The organism is Domibacillus indicus (assembly GCF_000970685.1).
GTDB lineage: Bacteria > Bacillota > Bacilli > Bacillales > Domibacillaceae > Domibacillus > Domibacillus indicus.
In genome coordinates this window covers 108,009-124,409 of the sequence record NZ_LAJB01000002.1, presented here as the reverse complement: position 1 = coordinate 124,409, position 16,401 = coordinate 108,009, and the positions used below count along the sequence as shown (strand labels likewise).

Sequence of the window (16,401 nt, the reverse complement as noted above, 5' to 3'; positions counted from 1 at the left end):
TTCTTTCAAAGCCCGTAGAGCGACCATAACATAATTTTCTGCTCAGCAGGCTGATGCAGTAAAATATTTATTCACTGGCGCAGGGTGTTAGGAGAAATGGCAAACGGGTAACCAAAACTATGGGACGTCCCATTAAGAAGAGGAGGAGAGAAAATGGCGGAATCAAAATCATATGACCAGCTGACTGTAGTGATCGCCGGCGCATCAAGCGGAATTGGAAAAGGAACTGCCCGGAGGCTTGCGGGAGAAGGAGCAAATCTCGTGCTTGGCGCCCGCCGCCTGAATTTGATTGAAGAACTGGCGGCAGAATGCGGCTCGAATGCCGTGGCGGTGGGGATGGATATCAGCAAGGAAGAAGATGTAAAGCGTCTGTATGAGGCGGCCATGGAGAAATTCGGCCGGATTGATGTCTGGATAAACATGGCGGGCGTCGGATTGATCGGTCCGTATACGGAGCTCCCGGCCGCGGATTTGCAGCGTGTAGTGGAAATCAACATACTTGGCACAATGTACGGCAGCCAATTCGCACTGCGCCAGTTCAAGGAGCAAAAATCAGGTACATTAATTAATATGGGGTCTATCGCCAGCAAAGTGGCTTTTCCGTATTATACCGCTTACGCGGCAACAAAACACGCGGTCGCCGGGCTCAGTGCGGGCCTTTATCAGGAAATGGAGCTGGAGAATTTCGATAATATTCATGTATGTACCGTGCATCCGTGGGCAACGGACACGCCCTGGTTTGACCATGCCGGAAACTATTCAGGGCATGCGGCGGAGATGAAGCCGATGGACGACCCGGAAATCGTAATCGAGTCGATTATTGATATGCTGGACAACCCGCAGGAAAGCGTGGAAGTGGGAGTGAAAACAAAGGGGTCGGCTATTTCCAAAAATATCATGCCGGGTGTAACGGAAAGCTTGAACGCCAGGCATGTAAGCAGCGTGATTCAGGACGCGCCGCCCGCACCGCCGACTTCCGGAGCCCTGCATGAGCCGGCAGCTGGAGGAACAGAAGTATCAGCCGGTCTGCGCGAACGTATGAAAAAAGAAAACTAAGGGAACAAGCGAGAGCTGAATGTGCCTGTACTCTATAGACTATAGACAAACGATTGGTAACGCCTGCGGCTTGATCGGCAGCGTCCGCGCGCAGCCCCTTTTCATGGGGCAGACGGCTATGAGGCGCATTTAGCCGTATTTAACTCTTCTGCCCCCGCTTATTGATCTTCAAAATGTAAAGTATGATATAGTTAAAAACGATCGGAGGACATTTTGAGACGCATTATTGTAAGCGTTTTAACAATAGAGCAGGAGGGGTTTATTATACGTACTTTTACTGGAATGGAAAAAATGCTCCCGGCTGGTTCAGGAAAGCCCGGGCCAGGCAGTATAAAAGAGAGTCATAAACAGGGAAGCATGACGGTTTATCTGGCAGGAGATTCTACGGTTTCTGATTATGACCCATCCGTATTTCCGCGGGCAGGGTGGGGGCAGGTTTTTCAGGAATACATCGGCGGAAAAGTAACAGTCGCCAACCACGCCGCCTCCGGAAGAAGCTCAAAAAGCTTTATCGAGGAAGGCAGGCTGGCTGTAATTCTGGAACGGATTCAGCCGGGAGATTATTTGTTTATTCAATTTGGCCATAACGACCAGAAAAACGAAGACCCCGCCCGTTACACAGACCCGTTCGGCGCTTACAAAGCCTGCCTTATGCAGTATATTGAAGGAGCGAGGAGGAAGAAGGCATATCCGGTTTTCATTACACCGGTTGAGCGAAGAAGATTTTCAGGAAAAACGGCCCTGGATACTCATGGACATTATCCCCAGGCCATGAAGGAAGCCGGGCAGGAGTGCGGCGTGCCCGTTATTGACCTTTCCGCGAAAAGCAAAAAGCTGTTCGAAATGCTCGGACCGGAAAAAACGAAGCAGGTGTTTCTCTGGCTAAAGGAAGGGGAAAGCTCTTGTTATCCTTCAGGCGCCGAAGACAATACCCACTTTCAAAGCCATGGCGCACATCTGATAGCGAAGCTTGTGGCGGAGGAAGTACATGCTTTAAAGCTTCCAGGCCTGCACAGCGAAAATGGGAGTATTACTAATTCATTGGAATAACAACGTTGTTATTAATGGGATATAACTGCCGTAATAAATTTCGGAATAGGAAAACGGGACCGTCCATGCAAAAACATTTTCATGCCCGCTGCTTGAGGAAACACGGAAGCAGCGGGTCTGTTGAAAGTCTGCTTTAAAAAATAAAGCGAAAAGAAGGCATTTGCCCCTGAGCCCAAGCATATATATTGATTTAAGCCATACGATTGAAAATGGCCTTGTGATATATAATGGCTTTTCTGCTGCCCCAATCATATGTGATTATCTCGGCCGTGAAGGATCAAGGGCGCTTCGTGAAGAAGAAACCGAATTTCAAATGAGCAAAATTGAACAGGGCGCTCTCTATCCGGGCGTTTGCCGAAATAACCGAACATACATAAAAATGGTCAGTTAGACTCAAAGGGAATTGAGCGGAGAAGCAGAAATCATTAAGGGAGAATAAAAAATGGGGAGGCTAAAAATGTTCCATACGGTAGATGAATTTTTGCAGGCATGGGAATTTGAAGCAGCTGCCACTCAGAAAATCCTTAATCAGCTTACAGATGAATCACTGCACCAGGAAGTAACACCGCAAAACTGGACACTGGGGCGGATTGCCTGGCATGTCGTCACGGCAATTGGCAATATCACTTCTAAAGCAGGCCTGTCTTTGGATGTGCCGGCTGAAGATTATCCGGTTCCTTCTTCCGCCAGCTTTATATCGAACAGCTACTGGAAAGCAAGCAGCGCGATGGAGGAGGCTGTTAAAAATCAATGGACGGATGAAAGCCTTGAAGAAACGCAGGATTTTTACGGGCAGAAAATAACCAAAAGCACACTTTTGCTGATTTTGGTTCAGCACCAGGTTCATCATCGGGGCCAGATGACCGTCCTTATGCGCCAGGCCGGCTTAGCCGTTCCGGGTCTTTATGGACCGGCAAAAGAAGAGTGGGAAAGCATCGGGATGGAAGCACCCCGGATGTAAGAAAAGGCGTTTTCCTAAAAAGGAGCGCCCCTTTAGTAGTTTCATCGAGTATTTTGACGAAAAACTAGTTTTATATAAAAAATTAAAAATATTTATTTTTTTAGTTTATATCCTGGCAAGCGGGGTAAACAGACCGAAAAGGGAGGGGCTTAATTATGATGAATTCAGTATATGGTTATCTGCAGCTGCATAAAGAATTTTTGCTCGGTATCAGCGAAGAAAACAGGCCAGGCGGGATTACTCAGTCTGAAGTGCAGCTTCTTGATTTGTATAACTGGCTCCGGAAAGAACAGGGACTGACAAGTGTACAAGCGTTAGCAGTAATGGAAGACTTTTATATTAAAGAAGAAGCCGTGTAAGCCTCGGGTTCTTTTTTTTTGTTTTTTTCTTCCCGGCATTTCAGCGACTCTTTTTTTAAAAACTTCTTCTATTAGTTTTCTATACCCATTTTTCATTCTACTAAACAATTTTTTCTCCATAGAAGCGTTTATGAGGGTGGAAAATCCCGTTATAATGAAACCAATCTATGAAACAAGCGGGGCTGATCAGTCAATGGCAAAACAGTATGTAGAGCAAATGATCCGTGATTATGAAGAGTTAAGTTTGTTTACAGGCGGTGTCGGAGAACAGGAAGTAATAGAAATCGAAAGCGAACTGGCGGTGGCACTCCCTGAAAGCTACAAATGGTTTCTGTTGAACTTCGGCAGCGGCGGAGTGAATGGCAGCGACATTTTAGGCGCGGCTTCAAATGGGGAGTACACGGTTGTAGAGGCAACGGGCAAATACCGAAAATACGGGCTTCCCGAAAAGCTGATCGTGATAGAAGATTTGGGAGAGTATGTATATTGCCTGGACGTATCCCGGCTTAAAGACGGCGACTGTCCTGTGGTGAATTGGTCCATGCACGACAGCGATGGTGCGATCATAACCACTTCTTCTTTTTATGATTATCTTTTATACAGCTACTATGATGAAGAAGAAATGGAAGAAGAAAAGCTGTTTGAACAATGGCGAAAAGTCTTTGAACGAATTGGTGAGCTGCGGAAACAAAATAGAAGCAGATGAAAAGAATAAAATGAATTTTATGATTAAAATGAGCTCAATGCCTGGAAGGGCAGACAAGCTTCTGTGGCTGTGATATATATTAAATGTAAATAGTATACTATATTCTCATTGGAGCGTTTAAAGCGGTCAGTCATTAAGCAAAGCAGCATGAGGCCAGGAGGAAGAGTGCTGTATTTTTGAAGGGATGATTTATGTGTTACTCGACAAAGCAAGAGCACAAGTAGTGATAGAGATTAATCAAACAGCCAGCAAATTTAAATCAAGCATTGTCATTACGACCGATAACCAATCGATTGACGCCAAAAGCATTCTGGGATTGACATACAGTATTTTAAATTCTAAATCATTTAAGCTCGAAATCCACGGACCGGACGAAAAAGAAGCAAAAATCGCGATGTCCAGCGTGTTCTGGAAACACAGCCTGCCAGTGGAAGTCGTTTAAAAATAAGGTGATCCTTGTGCAGGCCTGGAAAACAGGCCTGCACATTTGTTTAGAAAAGCTGGCATTTCGAAATCCCAGCTTTTGTAATAAGCAAAAACGAAAGCAGCAGGCATCCTCACAAAATACTTATTTTTAATTCATTATGTGCAAAATTCAAATATTAATTTCTTTATAGAAAAGAAGTTCAAAAGAGTCATCCTCCGGGAAAAGGGTATAATGACTTAGAGAAAGCAGACATTAAGAAAAGCCTATCCGGGTTGAAACAGCATGCTGCGGTGAAAAAAGGACTTGAATACAAACGACAAAAAAAAGAAAAGGGGATACGATGACACAGGATAAAGAAACAATCAATACAAGCTGGAATTTCGACAATAGCTATGCCCGACTGCCGGAAGCTTTTTTCAGCCGGCAGGAGGTAAATCCGGTACGTTCGCCGGAGCTTGTGAAGCTGAACGAAACGCTGGCCGCCTCACTTGGGCTTAATCCCAAACAGCTGAAAGAGGAATCGGGCACAGCGGTGTTTGCCGGCAATGAGGTTCCGAGTGGCGCTTTGCCGCTTGCCCAGGCATATGCGGGCCACCAGTTTGGCCACTTTACTATGCTGGGCGACGGCCGGGCCCTGCTGCTTGGCGAGCAAGTTACGCCTGATGGAAAGCGGTATGATATTCAGCTGAAAGGATCAGGACGGACGCCGTATTCCCGCGGCGGCGACGGCCGGGCGGCACTCGGGCCGATGCTTCGTGAATATATAATCAGTGAAGCCATGCATGCGCTGCGCATTCCGACCACTCGCAGTCTTGCCGTGGTGTCAACAGGGGAGACCGTCAGCCGTGAAACAAGCCTTCCGGGTGCTGTTTTAACCCGTGTGGCGGCCAGTCATCTCCGTGTCGGCACCTTTCAATATGCAGCTGGCACAGGAGATGAGAAGAACCTCCGCGCTCTGGCGGATTACACAATCAAGCGCCACTATCCAGAAGTGGAAGCAGATAAAAATCCGTATCTTTCCCTGCTTCGGGAAGTCATGAAGCGCCAGGCGGAGCTTGTGGCCAAATGGCAGCTTGCCGGCTTTATCCATGGCGTTATGAACACTGATAACATGGCCATCAGCGGAGAAACGATTGACTACGGGCCGTGCGCGTTTATGGATACGTACAATCCGGAAACGGTGTTCAGTTCCATTGATGTCCAGGGACGCTATGCGTATGAAAATCAGCCGCTGATTGCCGGCTGGAATCTTGCGCGGTTTGCGGAAGCGCTCCTGCCCCTGATTCACAAGGACCAGGAGCAGGCAGTAAAAACGGCCCAGGAAGAACTTTCTGGTTTTTCAAATCTGTACGAAGGCCACTGGCTTGCAGGCATGAGAGCGAAGCTGGGTCTGTTAACGGAAGAGCCGGAGGACAAAGCGCTTGCGGAAGAGCTGCTCAGCCTGATGGAAAAGCACAGGGCGGATTACACAAATACATTCCGTGCTTTGACGTTTGATCAATACGACGATACGATTTTGTTTGGAACAAAGGAATTTACCGAATGGCACGAGCGGTGGGAAGCAAGACGCGGCAGGCAGGAAGAAACAAAAGAAGCCTCCCGCGAGCTGATGCGCAGCAGCAATCCGGCCGTCATCCCGCGGAACCACCGGGTGGAAGAAGCGCTGGATGCCGCAGGAAAAGGCGATTTCACTGTTATGGACCGGCTGCTCGAAGCTCTTTCTGATCCATTTGCCCATTCTCCGGAGCAGGCAGAATACGCTGCACTTCCCGAGCCGTCGCTCCGGCCATACCGGACGTTCTGCGGAACATGATTTTTTCAGGCTGCCAAAACCACCCTGCACATTTCGCAGGGTGGTTTTGTTTTGGCTGCTATTCGTTTTTCCTCCTTTACTTTTATGAGAAAACAGGGCGTACGACTAACACCCGGCTGCCAATTTTCACATAAAATGCTCATGATAAAAAAAGGAGGGAAAACGTTGAAGAAAAGCTATCTTGATTTTTTAGCGGAGTTTGGGATAGGCGGAGCGCATCCGGGCGGTTTTTCTTTAACGAAAGAAATCTTTTCGTCTATTGATCTTCCAGAAGGGGCAAAGGTTCTGGAAGTCGGGTGCGGAACAGGGCAGTCAGCTGAATATTTAGCCACAGTGTTTCATTGTACGGTCACCGCCATTGACAGCCATCCGACGATGCTCGAGAAAGCGGCGGAGCGGCTGAGTCCGCTGAATGTGGAAGTCAAATATGGAGAAGCCGAGCAGCTTGAATTTCCGGACGGCACGTTTGATTTTATTCTTGCGGAATCGGTTATCGCCTTTACTTCCCCGCTTCAGCAAACGATTGCGGAAATGGCCCGGGTGTTAAAGAAAGAAGGAACGCTGCTCGTCATTGAAATGACAGCGGAAAAGCCGCTGAGCGGGGAGCAGGAACAGGAAGTAAAGGATTTGTATGGGGTGACGGAAGTATTAACAGAAGATGAGTGGATAACGTCCTTTCAACGGGCGGGCTTTCGCTCCTGCCGTCTTTTAGACAATATGGTTTTTGAAGAAGCCCTGACAGAGTTGCGCCTTTCAGAAAACATCAGCGAGGAGCTGTACGACATTTGGGATGCCCATGAAGCATTTATGAGCCGTCCGGATACACCTTTAAGCTACCGGGTGTTTTACTGCCGGAAATAAGCAAGCCCGGCAATAAAAAAGAACAGAGCATGATAGAAGGCATGCTCTGTTCTGCCAGCTGGTGGAGTCCTTCAAAAAATATGGTCAGGAAGGACTCGGCTTTTTCTCAAGTAAGCGCTTAAAGCTGCGCCGGCTGTAGTACAGGAGATAGCCATAGGCAGCAAGAAGGACCGTTGCGAGTAAGAGCATCGACTGGTCCAGGAAAAGATGCAGCAAAAAAATATTCGCCACAATCGGTGCCAGGACAGCAAGGGCCAGCGGAAGAAACCGGTTGGCCAAAAGCAGAAGGCCGCAGAGAATCTCCAGAGACTTTTCCACAATTAATAAATAATCAAATTCGAATAAGGCCATGGCTTCGGGGCTGGTTTCGATAAAAGGCTCAAAGCCAAAAATGAAAAAATACCCATTCACTCCCGCCGCTAAAAACACAAGTCCTACAAACAGCCTGGTAACATGCATCAGTCGTTTCGCCAACTTTTTCACCTCCTACTAAACGATATTCAACAAAATGACGGCTATACCATCAATTGAGAAAGAAGGCATAGAAAAAGGTGGATTTTACAATTTACTCAAAACCAAACTCTCCAGTCTTTTTTACAATATAAAAAGAAGCCCTCCCTGCGCGGGAAGGCTTCTTTTTATTTTCCATCAACCACTTCTTTTAAAATTTCGTATGACCGTTTTTGCTTTTCGGGATCAAATATATAAGAAACGGCCATAATTTCGTCCACATTGTTTCTTTCCTGGAACGCTGTCAGCTGTTCCCGTATCGACTGCTTGCTTCCAAGCAGCGTAACGCTGGACATCGAGGAAGCCATTGCTTTTTCCGGCCCGCTCCACAGGCGGTCCATGTCTTCCACAGGCGGGCTCATCGGCGTTTGCGAGCCGCGGACGACATTCAAGAAAAACTGCTGCATCGTCGTGGATTCAAACCGGGCTTCCTCATCGCTTTCTGCCGCAATCACATTTAAGCAGACGATCATATAAGGAGCATCGAGATACTGGGACGGCTTAAACCGGCTGCGGTAAATCGCGATCGCTTCCTCCATATATCTTGGGGCAAAATGGGACGCAAATACATATGGAAGCCCCAGCTCCGCTGCCAGATACGCCGAATCAGTTGAAGAGCCGAGAATGTAAATAGGAATATTCGTACCAACGCCCGGGTACGCTTTAACAGAGCCCTGTACTTCTTTCGGGCCAAAATACGTTAAAAGCGAGTTTACATCATCCGGAAAGGTGTAAACCGTATCGTGCTGTGCTCTGCGCAGGGCACCGGCTGTTTTCATATCTGTTCCCGGCGCACGGCCAAGCCCCAGATCAAGGCGGTCCGGATAGATCGCTGCCATGGTTCCAAATTGCTCGGCAACAACCAGAGGAGAATGGTTCGGCAGCATAATACCGCCGGAACCAACACGGATGCGCTCAGTATGCTCCAGTGTATGCTTTATTAAAATGGATGTCGCTGAGCTGACAAGAGTGGGCGTATTGTGATGCTCCGCAATCCAGTAGCGGGTATAGCCCATTTTTTCTGCTGCCTGTGCCAGGTCTGTCATCGAATCGATGGCGTCCTTTGCGTTCTGTCCCTGACGGAGAGGGGCAAGGTTTAAAACCGATACAGGGATATGGATATTGGTCATGTTGTTGGTCCTTTCCTGGTGAAGTCTCCCCTCTATGGTACCAGCAGAAAAGATCAAAACAAACTGAAATGCTTACAGAGGCCGGACCCGGTAAATAGAAAAAAGAACGCTCGTTCAGCAAGCGTTCTGTTCAGGTGAGTCATCAGTTGTGTTTGGCATTGTAGGCCTTCATTTGCTCATCATACTCGTACTTGACCATTGAATAGTCATCGCCCCATTTATCTTCGGCGAGCTCCATCTGCTTTTTCTTTACCTTTGTGTCAAGCTCATAATTTTGCAGGGCTTCGTAGGCGGCTATTTGCTTATCATACTCGTACTTGACCATTTTATAGTCCTTGTTCCATTTGTTTTCAGCCCGCTCCATTTGTTTCTTTTTCACATCAGTATCCAGATTGTAGCCCTGCAGCGCATCGTACGCAGCCATCTGTTCGTCGTATTCATACTGTACCGCGGAAAAGTCCTTGCCGTATTTGTTGATGGCATTTTCTATTTGCTTTTGTTTTAAATCAGAGTCAATTTTGTAGTTTTTTAAATTTTCGTAGGCTTTCGTTTGTTGCTCGATTACAAATTCCTGCATCACGTAATCGTCTTTATAGTCGGCTTCCGCTTTTTCTTGGATCGCTTTTGCAGCTTCGTCCGCGCTTATCGAAAGAATCGGATTGGCGAAGGTCCCTTTTTCGGAGGATGGTTTTTCTCTCTGGCTGTCTTCGGCTGATTGGGCCGGCGCTTCCACTGCGGCTGCTGTTTCGACCGGTTCTTCGACAGCCGGCGCTTTTTCCGCAGGCACCGCTTTTTCACTGCCGGAGCCGCTGTTATATCCCTTATTCACAACCGTTACAATAATGACAGTGGCAAGCAGCCAGAACCACCATTTTTCATAAAAAGGCCTGGCTGGTTTGTTTTCTCTTGTCATAGGAAATCTCTCCATTTTGTCAGTTTTATAATAATTTGGCACTATTATAACATTGAACTGTCAACAAAAACGAGATTCTGTCGAATTAGTAGAAAGAGCCTAGAAAACGCGCCATGCATACAGCGGGAAGAGCAGGGAAAACTGGTGGAGAGGAATGAGAATGTAAAAGGAGGAGCAGAGGATGAAGCGAAAAGCAACGCGAAATGCAGTGGAAAAGTATACAAAAACCCCAAAGAAAAACACGGACGAGCTTGATTATACGGCCGAATTTGCAGATGGCGAAGATCCCATGAAAGGAGCCAACCGTAATTCAAAACTGGGCCGTAAAGGGCGGGGCCAGGAATAAGTATGAGTCAAAGGAGGAAGCAGCTTGGGACAAAACCATCAATTTAAGCCCGGACAAAAAGCGCCAAACAATGGAGTGTACATGGAAATAGGCGAAAAAGGAACGAGTGTGGAGAATCCGCTGAAAATCAAGCTCGAAGCAGGCGATCATTTTCCTGAAACAACCAATCAAAACCGCATCTGGACGTATCAGCCGAAACCATGATCACGGTTTTTCTTTTTGCACCCTCTTGGATGTGCTCATTTCGGCGCAGAAAAGAGGGTGTTTTAGTGAAGAAAGAAGCGTTCCGGATTTAGCGGTATATTTGGACAAGAAAGCGCATAAACTGGATGATTAGAAACATATTTTTTTCGTGGGAGAGGAGAATGAGAATGGAAGTGAAAGAAGATATTGAATTTATTCGAGATATTATGATGGACAAGCTCGATGAATTAAATGATATGATTGAAATAGGCGGGAAGCTCAGCCCAAAAGTGGAAATGGCTTTTGCGATGGGGATTCAAAGCCTGTTAAACCAGTCCATTCAAAAAATAGAAAAAGAGCGGCGCCAGAACCCGCCTGTCGCAAAAAAGTCAGAATATGAATCTCTTTCATCCATTGCCAACAAGTAGCCCGATAAACAAAATACACCTAATAAGCTGCCCGGTTACCGATCGGAGGCAGCTTTTTTGCTTTTTGATATGCCGGGACACTCTTTGCGGAAACGCTGTCTTTTTATATATAATAAGAATAGTAAATAGGAGAAAAGGAGAGAAAAAGATGACGAACATTCGCTGGGGTATTCTCGGCTGTGCCGCGATTGCAAAGCAGGCGGTTATACCGGGCATCCAAAAATCGGCAACGGGTATTGTGAAAGCGATTGCGAGCCGCACGATTGAGAAAGCTGAGGAGGCGGCGGCAGAATTGGGAATTGAAACAGCATATGGAAGCTACGAGGAGCTGCTTGCCGACCCGAATATAGATGCCGTTTACATTCCGCTGCCGAATCATTTGCATAGGGAATGGACCATCCGGGCAGCGGAAGCAGGCAAGCATGTGTTATGCGAAAAGCCGGCGGCCCTGAATGCCGGGGAGGCAGAAGAGATGAAGGAAGCCTGTGAAAAAGCAAAGGTGCTTTTTGCGGAAGCGTTTATGTACCGCTATCATCCCCGCTATCAAACGATCCGGGAAATCATTCAATCCGGCGAAATTGGAGAAGTGCGCAGCCTGCATGGAACCTTTATGTTTAATAATGCAGAAGATAAGCAGAATGTCCGCTTTAAAAAGGACTGGGGCGGCGGATCATTATATGATATCGGCGTGTACCCGCTCAGTGCAGCCCGCCTGCTGCTGGAGGAGGAGCCATCGGCCGTGTCGGTGCATGCTCAGTTTTCCCCAGAGCATGACCATGTCGATATGATGGCGTCCGGGGTAGTAGAATTTCCAGGTGGGACGGCTCTTACGTTCCAGTGCGGCATGTGGGCCCATTTTCAAAATGAGCTGTCAATTGCCGGCACAAAAGGACGGATTGACATTCCATCCGCCTTTATAACCCATCAAAACAGAGAAGATTTCTTTTTTGTTTCCACTGAAAGCGGGCGGCGGGAGGTAGAAGTGCCAATTGTCAACCAGTATACACTGCAGGCGGATGTAATGGGCCGCTGCATCGAGAAAGGAGAGCCGCTGCCGTTCAATGCCTCGGATGCCGTTTTAAATATGCGTGTACTGGATGCCTGTTTAACGTCCGCCAGGGAAAAGAGGCGGGTGGAACTAGAGGAGAGCTGATGGTGCATACGAAAAAGCGGACTTTTCACAAGTCCGCTTCAGGCTGCCAGCAAACGCTCGCTTTCGGTGTCATTTGCCGGCTGTGAATGCTTATGACTCCCTGAAAGGTCACTCCGCTTCCCGGCCGGCGGCGTTCCTGGAAAGCCAAACGTTTTCAATCAGCCTGCTTTCTACCTTTATCTGCACTTTGGAGAAGCCCGCTTTTTTTATAAAAAGGTCCGCTGTACTTTATGCCAGAATGAATTGTTTTTTAATTTAACGGTTTTAATGATTTTCCCTGACATTTCAACTTCAATGTTTTTCGTATTGCGGACGCTCAGCGCTTCGTTGTCGAGCCCGATAATCGGGTAATCGTTGCCATCCTGCACGATGCTTAAGGTCAGCTTGCGGCTGTCGCCTAAAATAAACGGCGAGCCGAGCGTGCGGAACTGGTTGTTGTTCAGTGAAGCAATTTCGCTTACCTGCATGCAAGGGATGCGCGGATCTACCACTGCCCCGTTCAGCGAGCGGTTGTAGGCTGTGCTGCCCGTTGGAGTGGATACAACAATACCGTCCCCGCGGAATGTTTCAAAATGCAGATCATCGATATGAACGTCAATAACAAATGTTTTAATGATAGAAGAGCGGATGGACAGTTCATTTAAACATTGAAAATGCGTCTCTCCATCTAAATGAACATCAATAACAGGATAGCGGCGCACTTCAACGCCGGCCGTTTGAACCGCTTCGATCATCGCCTGTGTGTCATGGATATGAAAATCGCAGTACAGGCTTGCTTCTTCTTCATCCGTAATGCCCACATACAGGCAGTCATCACGGAAGCCGGATTTCCGGACAGCCTGCAAAAACGCCCCGTCTCCGCCGACTCCGACAATAATGTTCGCATCCGCCGAGTGGTCAACAACGGTGAAGCCCTGTTTTTTTGCAAGCGCAATCAAATTTTCGATATCTTCTAGTTTAGCCGGGTCTTTTTTATAGGAAAAAAACATATTTTTTCTTGTTTCCATTGGCATAAAACTCCTTTATCGTTCAAGATATATCCATTCTAATGTATAATGGCGGCAATAGTAAAGGAGGACGACAGGTGAAAAAAGCAATTGTGATAGGCGCGGCTACGATGCATTCGAAAGAAGTCCGGGTAACGATATTTGACGGAAACCCGCATGCCGGCAGTACTGCCCATCCAGGCGGCGGAAGCCTGATGGTCACGCTGAGCGGGCTGAATGTTCCCTTTTCCTGAACAAGCCGGCAGGAGGAAAGAAAGAAAAAAGGATGATAGCAATGGATAATAAGAAAGACCAGTCGGTACGGCAATTAACAGAAGAAATGTTTCAAATTCAGCTGAAAGCAAATCAATTTATGAAGTCCCTTACCCGGGAGGAAGAACTGTCGGATAACTTAGTGTTTTTACTTCTGAAGCTGAAATGGTCCGAATTTTTAAAAGTGACGGAAATCGCGGAGTTTTTTTTGCTGACACCGGGTGCCGCCACTAACATGTGTGACAAGCTTGAACGCCTTGGCCTTGTCGAACGGATCAGGCTGAAGGAAGACCGCAGAGTGGTTCGGGTTGCATTAACGAAAAAAGGGGAAGAGCGGGTTCACGACATTTTTGCCAAGTTCTCGGCCGAGCAGCTCGAAACCGTTATCAGCTCACTGACTCAAATTCGTCTGCTGTTTGAAAAAATAGAAGATACCCTTTAATGGATTGGGTCTACTGACCAATCCTGCTTTTTCCGCACGTTGAACAGATCGATATCGATCTGTTTTTTTTATTGACATAATTAAAGACCTTCTTTTATATTTTAATTAATAAATATTTTAATTATTAAAATATTTAAGAGGAGAGGAAACATGAACCGAAAAAAGTGGAAAGCGGGGGCAATAATGATGATGCTTTTACTCGTACTGGGAGCAGCACAGGGAGCCGGGAAACATTTCGAATACAAGTCAAGCTTGAAAAAAGTAACAAAAGTGATGGTGAATGCGGAGCTTGCCAGCCTGTATGTGACAAACCGGGAGGGGGATTTTTATGTGGAATATGAGGGACATAAGCCCCTTTTTGGAAAGCCGGATATGAAAGTCGAGTACAGGGACGATGAAGTGATGATTACGGAAAAGCCCTTTCCAAACACATGGTCGAAGCTTGCGTCCATTCAGAAAAAAAGGAGCAGGCTGACGGTAAATATTCCGCCTGGTTCTGCAGAAGCAATGGAGCTGAAAACGAAAAACGGAAACATTACGGCGGACAAAATTCCCGGCCTTCAGCATCTGTCTCTTTTCTCTGATGCAGGAAATATCAGCTTAAACGGCTTTCAGGGAAAATCGCTCCTGGTACGGTCCAAAAACGGCTCTCTCCATCTCGGTGAGGTAGAAGCAGAAGTTGATATTGAAAACAAAGTCGGGAGTTTAAAAAGCTTACATTTAAAGAAAATAAGCGGCGAAAACAAAATTACGCTTTCCAACGGACATGCAGCAGTGAGGCTGCCCGATGGCCTGGACCCGGAAAAAATTAACGTAAGCCTGAAAACGAGAAACGGAAAAATCAAATGGAAAAATGCTCCGTTTACGGCTGTTCAAAAAGGGCCAGGCAGGGAAATCAGCCATGATCCAGCCGGCAGCCAGGCACAGCTGGCCATTTCTGTATCCGTAGGAAATATAGAAGTGCAGTAACACCTTCCTTATAGGGACTTGTGTTTACAAAAAAGCCAAAAGGGAACGTTTGGTAGTAAACGCAACAAAGAAGGAGGGAAATCGTTTGGCAAACGATTGGTGGAAAAACGCAGTGATTTATCAAATTTATCCCCGCAGCTTCCGGGACAGCAACGGGGATGGAATCGGCGATTTGCAGGGCATTATTTCAAGGCTTGATTATTTACAAACATTAGGGGTGGATGCCATCTGGCTGTCTCCAGTTTACGAGTCGCCCAACGTCGATTATGGATACGATGTATCAGACCACCGGGCCATTTCAAAAGACTACGGGACGATGACGGATATGGAAGAGCTTATTTTTGAAGCAAACCGGTATGGCATAAAAGTCATTTTAGACATTGTCTACAACCACACTTCCGATCAGCATCGGTGGTTTCTTGAGGCAAGGCGGTCGAAAAAAAGCCGGTACCGCGATTATTACCACTGGCGGCCGGGTACATCAGACGGGCCGCCGACAGACTGGGTGTCAGCGTACAATACCTCTGCCTGGGAGCTGGATGAACAGACCGGAGAGTACTATCTGCATATGAACAGCCGGCGGCAGATTGACTTAAACTGGGAAAACCCTGATGTGATCCGGGAAGTGGAGGACATGATGACCTACTGGGTGCGCAAAGGCGTTTCCGGCTTCCGTATTGACCAGCTCGGCCATATTAACAAAAAGAAATCGCTTCCTTCCTACGAAGAATTTGCGAACAAGCATGCAGACCCCCACTTCAAAATCATTAAGGATGAAGGCGCTCATCCCTATATACGCCAGTTAAACGAAGCAATTTTTTCAAAATACGGCATGATGACGGTCGGCGAAAGCACCTCTTCTACACCGGAGGAAGCCCTTCTGTACACGGACCCTGACAGAAAAGAAGTAAATATGATTTTTTCGTCTGAACATCTCCAGGCAAAGGAGAAAGAGAAAAAGCAAACCGATGCTTCCGATGTGATTAAGTTAAAAAAAGTAATGGAAAAATGGCAGAAAACACTTGAAAACAAAGGCTGGAATACGCTTTTTTGGTGCAATCACGATGAACCGCGCATCGTTTCCCGTTACGGAAATGACCGGGAATACCGCGCAGAATCTGCCAAAATGCTGGCGGCCACTTTACATATGATGAAGGGCACTCCTTATATTTACCAGGGAGAAGAACTCGGCATGACCAATCCCGTTTTTGACAGCATCGATGAGTTCCGCGACAGCAAGTCCCTGACGGAATTTCAGCAGCGGTATTTTGAGGGAAATGAAGAAAAAAGCAAGATACTAGAGGGATTAAACGAAACAACCCGGGATAATGCCAGAACACCGATGCAATGGAGCGATGCGGAAAATGGAGGCTTCACCGATGGAACGCCGTGGATCAAACTGAACGGCAATTATTCGCACGTTAATGCGGAGCAGGCAGTAATGGACCCCGACTCGGTTTTTTGGTTTTATCAGAAGCTGATTCAAATCAGGAAAACACACCCGATTGTAACGGAAGGAACCTTCGATCTTTTAGAACGCGAGCATCCTTCTCTTTTTGTATACACGCGGCGTTTTGAAAACAAGCTGCTTCTGGTGATCAGCCAGTTTGGAGAAGGCGAGGCGATTTTCGATCTGCGCCAGCAGAATCTCTCCATAAAGTCCGGCGAGCTGCTTCTCGCCAATTATCCAGCGGACCAGACATTGCCGGAAGAATCCATCCGGCTGCGCCCGTATGAAACAAGAATTTATCTATGCGGGCAGTAAATAAATCGCGGAATGAAAAAACCGGCTGCACCTGCAGCCGGTTTTTTTGGGATTTATTCTTATTGAATGA

20 protein-coding genes are annotated in these 16,401 nt (G+C 47.1%); 16 read left to right on the top strand and 4 right to left on the bottom strand.

Going from position 1 to position 16,401, the window contains the following annotated elements:
• Nucleotides 1-153 precede the first annotated feature (153 nt).
• From VP98_RS00845 to VP98_RS00805, 8 genes are all read left to right on the top strand, one after another.
• The gene (locus VP98_RS00845; protein ID WP_046173435.1) at nucleotides 154-1,056 is read left to right on the top strand and encodes an SDR family NAD(P)-dependent oxidoreductase; all 903 of its coding nucleotides are present in this window, start codon (nucleotides 154-156) and stop codon (nucleotides 1,054-1,056) included.
• 213 nt (nucleotides 1,057-1,269) lie between these two features.
• Nucleotides 1,270-2,106, top strand: coding sequence for a rhamnogalacturonan acetylesterase (locus VP98_RS00840; protein ID WP_269431489.1), 837 nt, complete (start codon nucleotides 1,270-1,272; stop codon nucleotides 2,104-2,106).
• Nucleotides 2,107-2,563: 457 nt separating this feature from the next.
• Nucleotides 2,564-3,067 (top strand): DinB family protein, encoded by a 504-nt coding sequence (locus VP98_RS00830; RefSeq protein WP_046173432.1) that lies wholly within the window; start codon nucleotides 2,564-2,566, stop codon nucleotides 3,065-3,067.
• A 155-nt stretch (nucleotides 3,068-3,222) separates the two neighbouring features.
• On the top strand, nucleotides 3,223-3,426 hold the full coding sequence (locus tag VP98_RS00825; protein ID WP_046173431.1) for a hypothetical protein: 204 nt from the start codon (nucleotides 3,223-3,225) through the stop codon (nucleotides 3,424-3,426).
• Nucleotides 3,427-3,580: 154 nt separating this feature from the next.
• Nucleotides 3,581-4,132, top strand: coding sequence for an SMI1/KNR4 family protein (locus tag VP98_RS00820; RefSeq protein ID WP_052712072.1), 552 nt, complete (start codon nucleotides 3,581-3,583; stop codon nucleotides 4,130-4,132).
• Nucleotides 4,133-4,316: 184 nt separating this feature from the next.
• Nucleotides 4,317-4,574 carry an HPr family phosphocarrier protein gene (locus tag VP98_RS00815; protein ID WP_046173430.1) on the top strand — a complete coding sequence of 86 codons (258 nt, stop codon included), beginning with the start codon at nucleotides 4,317-4,319 and terminating at the stop codon, nucleotides 4,572-4,574.
• Nucleotides 4,575-4,899: 325 nt separating this feature from the next.
• On the top strand, nucleotides 4,900-6,372 hold the full coding sequence (locus VP98_RS00810) for a protein adenylyltransferase SelO (RefSeq protein ID WP_046173429.1): 1,473 nt from the start codon (nucleotides 4,900-4,902) through the stop codon (nucleotides 6,370-6,372).
• A 165-nt stretch (nucleotides 6,373-6,537) separates the two neighbouring features.
• A complete protein-coding gene (locus VP98_RS00805) occupies nucleotides 6,538-7,233 on the top strand; it encodes a class I SAM-dependent methyltransferase (RefSeq protein WP_052712071.1) in 696 nt (231 codons plus the stop codon).
• Between the two features lie 84 nt (nucleotides 7,234-7,317).
• Here VP98_RS00805 and VP98_RS00800 read toward each other — a convergent pair whose 3' ends face one another.
• The 3 genes from VP98_RS00800 to VP98_RS00790 form a co-directional block, all read right to left on the bottom strand.
• Nucleotides 7,318-7,707 (bottom strand): DoxX family membrane protein, encoded by a 390-nt coding sequence (locus VP98_RS00800; protein WP_046173428.1) that lies wholly within the window; start codon nucleotides 7,705-7,707, stop codon nucleotides 7,318-7,320.
• Between the two features lie 164 nt (nucleotides 7,708-7,871).
• Entirely contained in the window at nucleotides 7,872-8,873 is a 1,002-nt protein-coding gene (locus VP98_RS00795) for an LLM class flavin-dependent oxidoreductase (RefSeq protein WP_046173427.1), read from the bottom strand.
• A gap of 142 nt (nucleotides 8,874-9,015) precedes the next feature.
• Nucleotides 9,016-9,786, bottom strand: a complete 771-nt coding sequence (locus tag VP98_RS00790; protein WP_046173426.1) for a hypothetical protein — start codon at nucleotides 9,784-9,786, stop codon at nucleotides 9,016-9,018.
• Nucleotides 9,787-9,967: 181 nt separating this feature from the next.
• Between VP98_RS00790 and VP98_RS19015 the strand changes: the two genes are divergently transcribed.
• The 4 genes from VP98_RS19015 to VP98_RS00775 all read left to right on the top strand — a co-directional run bounded on the left by VP98_RS19015 (nucleotide 9,968) and on the right by VP98_RS00775 (nucleotide 11,896).
• On the top strand, nucleotides 9,968-10,132 hold the full coding sequence (locus tag VP98_RS19015) for a hypothetical protein (protein ID WP_197076528.1): 165 nt from the start codon (nucleotides 9,968-9,970) through the stop codon (nucleotides 10,130-10,132).
• Nucleotides 10,133-10,156: 24 nt separating this feature from the next.
• Nucleotides 10,157-10,336 carry a YjzC family protein gene (locus VP98_RS00785; protein ID WP_046173425.1) on the top strand — a complete coding sequence of 60 codons (180 nt, stop codon included), beginning with the start codon at nucleotides 10,157-10,159 and terminating at the stop codon, nucleotides 10,334-10,336.
• A 167-nt stretch (nucleotides 10,337-10,503) separates the two neighbouring features.
• Nucleotides 10,504-10,743: a hypothetical protein gene (locus tag VP98_RS00780; protein ID WP_046173424.1), complete on the top strand. Its 240-nt coding sequence runs from the start codon at nucleotides 10,504-10,506 to the stop codon at nucleotides 10,741-10,743.
• 148 nt (nucleotides 10,744-10,891) lie between these two features.
• Complete coding sequence (locus VP98_RS00775) at nucleotides 10,892-11,896, top strand: Gfo/Idh/MocA family protein (protein WP_046173423.1); 1,005 nt, start codon at nucleotides 10,892-10,894, stop codon at nucleotides 11,894-11,896.
• A gap of 206 nt (nucleotides 11,897-12,102) precedes the next feature.
• Here VP98_RS00775 and VP98_RS00770 read toward each other — a convergent pair whose 3' ends face one another.
• The gene (locus VP98_RS00770; RefSeq protein WP_046173422.1) at nucleotides 12,103-12,903 is read right to left on the bottom strand and encodes an NAD kinase; all 801 of its coding nucleotides are present in this window, start codon (nucleotides 12,901-12,903) and stop codon (nucleotides 12,103-12,105) included.
• Nucleotides 12,904-12,980: 77 nt separating this feature from the next.
• On the opposite strand from VP98_RS00770, the gene VP98_RS18690 reads away from it, so the two are divergent.
• The 4 genes from VP98_RS18690 (at nucleotide 12,981) to VP98_RS00755 (ending at nucleotide 16,331) form a co-directional block, all read left to right on the top strand.
• Nucleotides 12,981-13,136: a hypothetical protein gene (locus tag VP98_RS18690; protein WP_156151273.1), complete on the top strand. Its 156-nt coding sequence runs from the start codon at nucleotides 12,981-12,983 to the stop codon at nucleotides 13,134-13,136.
• 41 nt (nucleotides 13,137-13,177) lie between these two features.
• Entirely contained in the window at nucleotides 13,178-13,597 is a 420-nt protein-coding gene (locus VP98_RS00765; protein WP_046173421.1) for a MarR family winged helix-turn-helix transcriptional regulator, read from the top strand.
• A gap of 150 nt (nucleotides 13,598-13,747) precedes the next feature.
• The gene (locus VP98_RS00760; protein WP_046173420.1) at nucleotides 13,748-14,566 is read left to right on the top strand and encodes a DUF4097 family beta strand repeat-containing protein; all 819 of its coding nucleotides are present in this window, start codon (nucleotides 13,748-13,750) and stop codon (nucleotides 14,564-14,566) included.
• A gap of 85 nt (nucleotides 14,567-14,651) precedes the next feature.
• On the top strand, nucleotides 14,652-16,331 hold the full coding sequence (locus tag VP98_RS00755; RefSeq protein ID WP_046173419.1) for an alpha-glucosidase: 1,680 nt from the start codon (nucleotides 14,652-14,654) through the stop codon (nucleotides 16,329-16,331).
• Nucleotides 16,332-16,401 lie beyond the last annotated feature (70 nt).